6 protein-coding genes are annotated in these 7,442 nt (G+C 71.6%); 2 read left to right on the top strand and 4 right to left on the bottom strand.

Going from position 1 to position 7,442, the window contains the following annotated elements; genetic code table 11:
- Positions 1–91: 91 nt before the first annotated feature.
- Positions 92–1,768 (top strand): PucR family transcriptional regulator ligand-binding domain-containing protein, encoded by a 1,677-nt coding sequence (locus GWI24_RS36885; protein WP_210950402.1) that lies wholly within the window; start codon positions 92–94, stop codon positions 1,766–1,768.
- A 100-nt stretch (positions 1,769–1,868) separates the two neighbouring features.
- Here GWI24_RS36885 and GWI24_RS36880 read toward each other — a convergent pair whose 3' ends face one another.
- Positions 1,869–3,230, bottom strand: coding sequence for an aspartate aminotransferase family protein (locus GWI24_RS36880; protein WP_210950401.1), 1,362 nt, complete (start codon positions 3,228–3,230; stop codon positions 1,869–1,871).
- Between the two features lie 2 nt (positions 3,231–3,232).
- Positions 3,233–3,706, bottom strand: a complete 474-nt coding sequence (locus GWI24_RS36875; RefSeq protein WP_020868121.1) for an Lrp/AsnC family transcriptional regulator — start codon at positions 3,704–3,706, stop codon at positions 3,233–3,235.
- A 178-nt stretch (positions 3,707–3,884) separates the two neighbouring features.
- Between GWI24_RS36875 and GWI24_RS36870 the strand changes: the two genes are divergently transcribed.
- The gene (locus GWI24_RS36870; protein ID WP_210950400.1) at positions 3,885–5,336 is read left to right on the top strand and encodes a gamma-aminobutyraldehyde dehydrogenase; all 1,452 of its coding nucleotides are present in this window, start codon (positions 3,885–3,887) and stop codon (positions 5,334–5,336) included.
- Between the two features lie 109 nt (positions 5,337–5,445).
- Here GWI24_RS36870 and GWI24_RS36865 read toward each other — a convergent pair whose 3' ends face one another.
- Both GWI24_RS36865 and GWI24_RS36860 read right to left on the bottom strand, forming a co-directional pair.
- Complete coding sequence (locus tag GWI24_RS36865; RefSeq protein ID WP_210950399.1) at positions 5,446–6,153, bottom strand: glycerophosphodiester phosphodiesterase; 708 nt, start codon at positions 6,151–6,153, stop codon at positions 5,446–5,448.
- Entirely contained in the window at positions 6,150–7,172 is a 1,023-nt protein-coding gene (locus GWI24_RS36860) for an adenosine deaminase (protein ID WP_210950398.1), read from the bottom strand. The genes GWI24_RS36865 and GWI24_RS36860 overlap by 4 nt, the downstream gene beginning before the upstream one ends.
- Between the last annotated feature and the right edge of the window lie 270 nt (positions 7,173–7,442).

Genomic DNA, 7,442 nt, shown 5'->3' with positions numbered 1-7,442 from the left:
CTAGGTGTCGCCGAAGCGTCCGGGAAGTGTACGTTTCCTCCACTCCCGATCCCCGGGATGTACGAACCATCCCCTCGTGAGGCCCGCCGTGATGAACGACCGCGTCCCCCCGACGGCACCCGTCCCGCTCTCCACCCTCCTTCGCCACCCCGCCCTGGGCTTGCGGCAGGTCGCGGGCGGGCGCGAGGCGGACACGCCCGTGTACTTCGTCCACACCAGCGAGATGGAGGACCCCGTCCCGTATCTGCTGGGCGGAGAGCTGCTGCTCAGCGCGGGGGTGCACTGCCCGGAGGCGGCGGGCGCTGGCACCTACTGGGACCGCTATGTGGCCCGTACGGTCCAGGCGGGCGCGGCGGCGCTCGGCTTCGGCATCGCGCCGGTGCACGACACGGTGCCCCGCGCGCTGGCCGAGGCGTGCGACCGGCACGGGCTGCCGCTGGTGGAGGTGCCCCGGCAGACGACCTTCACGGCCGTGGCGAGCGCCGTATGGGACGCGATGGCCGAGCGCCGCCACCATGAGCTGCGGAGCCTCACCGAGGCGCAGCAGTCACTGGCGACGGCCGCGGCGCGCCCGCACCCCGTACCGGCCGTGCTGCGCCAGCTCGGCCAGCACCTCGGGGCGTGGACGGTGCTCTACGGCCCGGCTGGCCCGGACACCCCGGACGGCGCGGAGCTGGCGGCCGCCGGGCCGAGGCCGCCACGCGCGGCCCGTAAGGCGCTCGGCGCGCTCGCGGCGCGGCTGCGCTCGGGCCCGTCCTCGGCGGCGGGCAGGGCGACCGGCGCGGCCGGTGAGGAACTGCTGCTGACCGCCTACGGGCTGGGCCATCCGGCGGGGCCGGAGGACCGGCTCGCGCTCGGCGTCTGCGCACCCCGGCGGGACGGGGCGGACGGGGCGATCGTGGGGATGGCCGTGGTGCTGCTGTCGCTGCTGACGGCCCGGCGGGTGGTCGGGGCCGAGGCCGAGCGCACATCGGCCCTGGTGCGGCTGATGCTCGGCGCCGAACCGGCGCGGGTGGCGGGGCTGCTGAGTCCCTCGCCGGGACAGCCGGGGACGCCGGGGCAGCCGGGGACGCCGGGACAGCCCGGGCAGCCGGGGACGCCGGGACAGCCCGGGCAGCCGGGGACGCCGGGGCAGCCCGGGCAGCCGGGGACGCCGGGGCAGCCCGGGCAGCCGGGGACGTCCCCCGAGCCGACGGAGGACGGCGGGCTGTGGACCGTGGTGCACGGGCGGCGGCGCGGCCGCGGCCGGGACGACGGGCTGCTGGCCACGGCGGCGCTCGCGGCCGGGCTCGGGACGCCGCTGGTCGACCTCGACGGGGACGCGCTGAGCGCCCTCGTCCCGGGCGAGGGGGAGGTACGGGCGCAGCCCGGCTGGACCCTCGGCGTCGGGGCGCCCGTACCGGCCGCGGACCTGACACGCGGTGGCGCCGACGCCGCCCGTGCGCTGCGGCGGGCCGTCGCCGAACGGGTGCCGCTGGTGCGGGACGGCCCGGCCCGCGCCGGCGGGGTCGGCTCGCTGGTGGACCCGGCCGAGGCGGGGGCGCACGGCCGGGCCCTGCTGGCGCCGCTCGAGGGCGCACCGGCGCTGCTGGAGACGCTGAGGGTGTGGCTGTCGCTGCACGGCAGCTGGGACCGTACGGCGGTGGCGCTGGAGGTCCACCGCAATACGGTCCGTCAGCGGATCGCCCGCGCCGGGGCCCTGCTGGATGTGGACCTGGGCGACGCGGACGTCCGTATGGAGCTGTGGTTCGCCCTCAAATGGGCGTGAAACACGAGGGCTTGAGCCGCAGACGCCAGCTGACCGCAGACGCCAGCTGACCGCAGACGCCAGCTGACCGCAGACGTCAGCTGAGCCGCAGACGCCAGCCTCAGAGCTTCGTCCACGCCTCCGTCAGCACCGTCCGCAGCACCTGCTCGATCTCGTCGAACACCGCCTGGTCGGCGATCAGCGGCGGGGCCAGCTGGACGACCGGGTCGCCGCGGTCGTCGGCCCGGCAGTACAGCCCGTTCTCGAACAGCGCCTTGGAGAGGAAGCCGTAGAGGACACGCTCGGTCTCCTCCTCGTCGAAGGACTCCTTGGTGGCCTTGTCCTTCACCAGCTCGATGCCATAGAAGAAACCATTCCCCCGGACATCGCCGACGATCGGCAGATCGTGCAGCCGCTCCAGCGTGGAGCGGAACGCGGTCTCGTTGTCCAGCACATGCTGGTTGAGTCCCTCGCGCTCGAAGATGTCGAAGTTGGCCAGGGCCACGGCGGACGAGACCGGATGGCCGCCGAAGGTGTAGCCGTGCAGGAAGGTGTTGTCGCCCTCGTAGAAGGGCTCGGCAAGCCGGTCGGAGACGATGCACGCGCCGATTGGGGAGTAGCCGGAGGTCATCCCCTTGGCGCAGGTGATCATGTCCGGGACGTAGCCGAACTTGTCGCAGGCGAACATCGTGCCCAGCCGCCCGAAGGCGCAGATGACCTCGTCCGAGACGAGCAGCACGTCATGGCGGTCGCAGATCTCGCGGACCCGCTGGAAGTACCCGGGCGGCGGCGGGAAGCAGCCGCCCGCGTTCTGCACCGGCTCCAGGAAGACCGCGGCCACGGTGTCCGCGCCCTCGAAGAGGATCTGCTGCTCGATCTGATCGGCGGCCCAGCGGCCGAACGCCTCGGGGTCGTCACCGAAGATCGGGGCGCGGTAGATGTTGGTGTTGGGGACCTTGTGGGCGCCGGGGACCAGCGGTTCGAAGGGGGCCTTGAGCCCCGGCAGACCGGTGATCGACAGGGCGCCCTGCGGGGTGCCGTGGTAGGCCACCGCCCGGGATATCACCTTGTGCTTGGTGGGCTTGCCGGTCAGCTTGAAGTACTGCTTGGCCAGCTTCCACGCGGTCTCGACGGCCTCGCCGCCGCCGGTGGTGAAGAAGACCTTGTTCAGGTCGCCGGGCGCGTAGCCCGCGATCCGCTCGGCGAGCTCGACGGCCTTGGGGTGGGCGTAGCTCCACACCGGGAAGAAGGCGAGCTCCTGGGCCTGCTTGTAGGCCGTCTCCGCCAGCTCGACCCGGCCGTGGCCGGCGTTGACCACGAACAGGCCGGCCAGGCCGTCGATGTACCGCTTGCCCTTGTCGTCGTAGATGTACGTGCCCTCACCGCGCACGATCGTCGGCACGGGGGAGTTCTCGTACGACGACATGCGGGTGAAGTGCATCCACAGGTGGTCGTACGCCGTCTTGGAGAGGTCGGCGCTCATTGCTATCTCGTTCCCCAGGTATAGGTCTGCTTCCGGAGCTTGAGGTAGACGAAGCTCTCGGTGGAGCGCACACCGGGCAGCGTGCGGATCCGCTTGTTGATCATTTCGAGGAGGTGGTCGTCGTCCTCGCAGACGATCTCGATCAGGAGATCGAAGGAGCCCGCGGTGACGACCACGTACTCGACCTCGTCCATTGCGGTCAGCGCGTCCGCGACCGGGTCGAGATCGCCCTCGACGTTGATGCCGACCATCGCCTGCCGCCGGAACCCCACGGTGAGAGGATCGGTAACGGCGACGATCTGCATCACGCCCTGGTCGAGCAGCTTCTGCACACGCTGCCGTACGGCGGCCTCGGAGAGCCCGACGGCCTTTCCGATGGCGGCGTACGGCCGGCGACCGTCCTCCTGGAGCTGCTCGATGATCGCCAGGGACACGGAGTCGAGGGTCGGCGTGCCGTTCTTGTCAGGTGTGGCCACGACCCTCACTGTGCACGAGCCTCGCCCGTGTCGCAACCCTTCTGCGATGAATTTCGTCGTCAATGGGCCTCGAAAACACTGATTCCGTCGTTCTGGTGTGGCGGGTATGTTGAAAACGCAGCACCGGCGACTACTGTGGGTGTCTCACCCATCGGACAGCTGACAGGAGGGGTGGCACGTGACCACCGAACTGCGTCGTCTGCGCAACTACATCGACGGAGAGTTCCGGGACGCCACGGACGGGCGGACCACGGAGGTGGTCAACCCGGCCACGGGCGAGCCCTACGCCACCGCGCCGCTGTCGGGCGCCGCGGACGTGGACGCGGCGATGGCCGCCGCCGAGGCCGCCTTCCCGGCCTGGCGCGACCTGGTGCCCGGCGAGCGGCAGAAGGCACTGCTCAAGATCGCCGACGCCTTCGAGGCGCGGGCGGAGGAGCTGATCGCCACCGAGTCCGAGAACACCGGCAAGCCGATCGGTCTCACGCGGGACGAGGAGATCCCGCCGATGATCGACCAGATCCGCTTCTTCGCGGGCGCGGCCCGGATGCTGGAGGGCCGCTCGGCCGGTGAGTACATGGAGGGGCTCACCTCGATCATCCGGCGGGAGCCGGTCGGGGTGTGCGCCCAGGTTGCACCGTGGAACTACCCGATGATGATGGCCGTATGGAAGTTCGCCCCGGCGCTGGCGGCGGGCAACACGGTCGTCATCAAGCCCTCGGACACCACGCCCGCCTCCACCGTGCTGTTCGCCGAGATCATCGGCGGGGTGCTGGCGGAACTGGGCCATCCGCAGGGCGTCTTCAACGTGATCTGCGGTGACCGCGAGACCGGCCGGCTGATGGTCGAGCACTCCGTGCCCGCCATGGCGTCCATCACCGGCTCGGTGCGGGCCGGCAAGCAGGTCGCCGAGAGCGCCTCGAAGGACATCAAGCGGGTGCACCTGGAGCTCGGCGGCAAGGCCCCGGTCGTGGTCTTCGAGGACACCGACATCCCCAAGGCGGTCGAGGACATCTCGGTCGCGGGCTTCTTCAACGCGGGCCAGGACTGTACGGCCGCCACCCGGGTGCTGGTCCACGAGTCGATCCACGACGAGTTCGTGAGCGCGCTCGCCAAGGCCGCCGCCGAGACCAAGACTGGCGCGCCGGACGACGAGGACGTGCTGTACGGCCCGTTGAACAACGCCAACCAGCTGGCCCAGGTCACCGGCTTCATCGACCGGCTCCCCGCGCACGCCAAGGTCGAGGCGGGCGGCCACCGGGTCGGCGACAAGGGCTTCTTCTACGCGCCCACCGTGGTCTCCGGCCTCAAGCAGGACGACGAGATCATCCAGAACGAGGTCTTCGGCCCGGTCATCACCGTGCAGACCTTCTCGGACGAGCAGCAGGCCATCTCCTACGCCAACGGCGTGGAGTACGCGCTGGCCTCCTCGGTGTGGACCAAGGACCACGCCCGCGCGATGCGGATGTCCAAGGCCCTGGACTTCGGCTGCGTCTGGATCAACACCCACATCCCGCTGGTGGCCGAGATGCCGCACGGCGGCTTCAAGAAGTCCGGCTACGGCAAGGACCTGTCCGCGTACGGCTTCGAGGACTACACCCGCATCAAGCACGTCATGACGTCGCTGGGCTGATGCGGGGCTGATTCCCGCGAGGGGCGGGCTGATGCCCGCCCCGGGCGGGTGGTTCCCGTGCGGCGCGGGCCGATTCACGCGCCGGGCTTGTCACTTGGTCATGGCAGGGTCACCTGTCATGACCAAGGGGGGACATCCGGACCAGGGCCGCCAGGGCGGCGACGCGGTTGGTGGTGATCGCGTCGACGCCCGCCCGCAGCAGCCGGGACATCGACCGGCGGGTGTCGGCGGTCCAGGCGGAGACCAGCAGTCCGTCGGCGTGATGGCGGGCGACCAGCTCCCGGGAGACCAGCCCGAAGCGGTAGTTGAGCCACCGGGGGCGCAGCGCGGCCAGCAGCGCCGGACGCGGCGGGGCCAGCGTGGTCCAGGTCAGCGCGATCTCGGCGTCCGGGTCCGCGCGGCGCACGGCGTGCAGGGCCGCCAGGGCGCCGCAGTAGTACACCCGGTCGCCCGCCCCGCTCTCCCGCACCTGGGCGACGGCGGCGGGCGCGGCCGACGCGTCCGGCAGGTCGATCAGCAGCCGGGTGGAGCCGGCGCAGGCGAGGGCCTCGCGCAGGGTCGGCACACCCCCGCCGGTCAGCTGCCGCACCTCCTCGGCGGTCAGCCCGGAGAGCGGCCGGTCCTCGCCCCACAGCCGCTTCAGCGTGGCGTCGTGGAGCAGTACAGGCACACCGTCCCGGGTCAGCCGTACGTCGATCTCGACCGCGCCCGCGCCCGCGCGCACCGCGGAGCGGATCGAGGGCAGGGTGTTCTCACGGCACACATACGGGTCGCCGCGGTGGCCGACCGGGACGCATCCCGCCCCCGCCGGTCTCATCGGCCCGCGACCACCGTGTAGGCGTCGATCTCCGCCGAGAGCCGCGCCTTGCCCTCGGCGTCCAGGAAGGACGCCTCGACCGCGTTCTTGGCGAGGGCCGCGACGCCCGCCGCGTCCAGATCGAGCAGCTGGGCCGCGACCTGGTACTCGGTGTTGAGGTCGGTGCCGAACATCGGCGGGTCGTCGCTGTTGATCGTGACGAACACCCCGGCCTCGACCATCTGCTTCAGGGGGTGCTCACCGAGCGTGGCGACGGCGCGGGTGGCGATGTTGGAGGTCGGGCAGACCTCCAGCGGAATGCGGCGCTCCGCGAGATGGGCGAGCAGCTTCGGGTCCTGGACGGCGCTGGTGCCATGGCCGATGCGCTCCGCCCGGAGCTCGATGAGGGCGTCCCAGATCGTCTGCGGCCCGGTGGTCTCGCCCGCGTGCGGCACACTGCGCAGCCCGGCGGCGATGGCCCGGTCGAAGTACGGCTTGAATTGGGGGCGCGGCACCCCTATCTCCGGACCGCCGAGACCGAAGCCGACCAGCCCCTCGGGGTTCAGCTCACAGGCGATCCGGGTGGTCTCCTCGGCGGCCTCGAGACCGGCCTCGCCGGGGATGTCGAAGCACCAGCGCAGCACCGTGCCGAAATCCGACTCGGCGGCCTTACGGGCGTCCTCGATCGCCTCGACGAAGGCGGTGTCCGGGATGCCGCGACGGGTCGAGCTGTAGGGGGTGACGGTCAGCTCGGCGTAGCGGATGTGCTGCCGGGCCATGTCGCGGGCGATCTCGTAGGTCAGCAGCCGGACGTCCTCGGCGTCGCGGATCAGGTCCACCACGGAGAGATAGATCTCGATGAAGTGCGCGAAGTCCCGGAAGACGAAGTACTCCGCGAGGGCCTCGGGATCGGTGGGCACCTTGGAGTCGGGGTGGCGGGCGGCCAGCTGGGCCACGATGCGCGGCGAGGCGGATCCCACGTGGTGCACATGGAGCTCCGCCTTGGGCAGCCCGGCGATGAAGGTGGTCAGATCGGTCAACAAAACCTCCGGGAGACGCCCGCCGGCGGCGGGTTCCGGTCATCGTATTGTGTGGCGCCGACGGGCTCGCCACAGGCCGTAGCATGGGCGGACGTCTTTGTGGGGAGCTCCATGGCCGACCAGCACGACCCGTCCGAGCCGCAGGCTGAGCAGCGGCGATCCGGACCGCCGAGGCAGCCCGAGCCGCTCGACCGCGACCCCTGGGCCCCACCGGCGCAGCGGGTCGCGATGGACAAGGCGGCTGGGGAGACAGGCACGGCGGACAGCGGC

This window comes from Streptomyces sp. MK37H (assembly GCF_018035285.1).
Classification (GTDB): Bacteria; Actinomycetota; Actinomycetes; order Streptomycetales; family Streptomycetaceae; genus Streptomyces; species Streptomyces endocoffeicus.
Note: the sequence above shows the minus strand (reverse complement) of the source record. Positions and strands in the feature narration are given on the sequence as shown.

What these genes read in the sequence shown, in the direction of transcription:
- GWI24_RS36885 (WP_210950402.1), top strand. Translation starts at nt 92, where the DNA reads ATGAACGACCGCGTCCCCCCGACGGCACCCGTCCCGCTCTCCACCCTC.
- GWI24_RS36880 (WP_210950401.1), bottom strand. Translation starts at nt 3,230, where the DNA reads ATGAGCGCCGACCTCTCCAAGACGGCGTACGACCACCTGTGGATGCAC.
- GWI24_RS36865 (WP_210950399.1), bottom strand. Translation starts at nt 6,153, where the DNA reads ATGAGACCGGCGGGGGCGGGATGCGTCCCGGTCGGCCACCGCGGCGAC.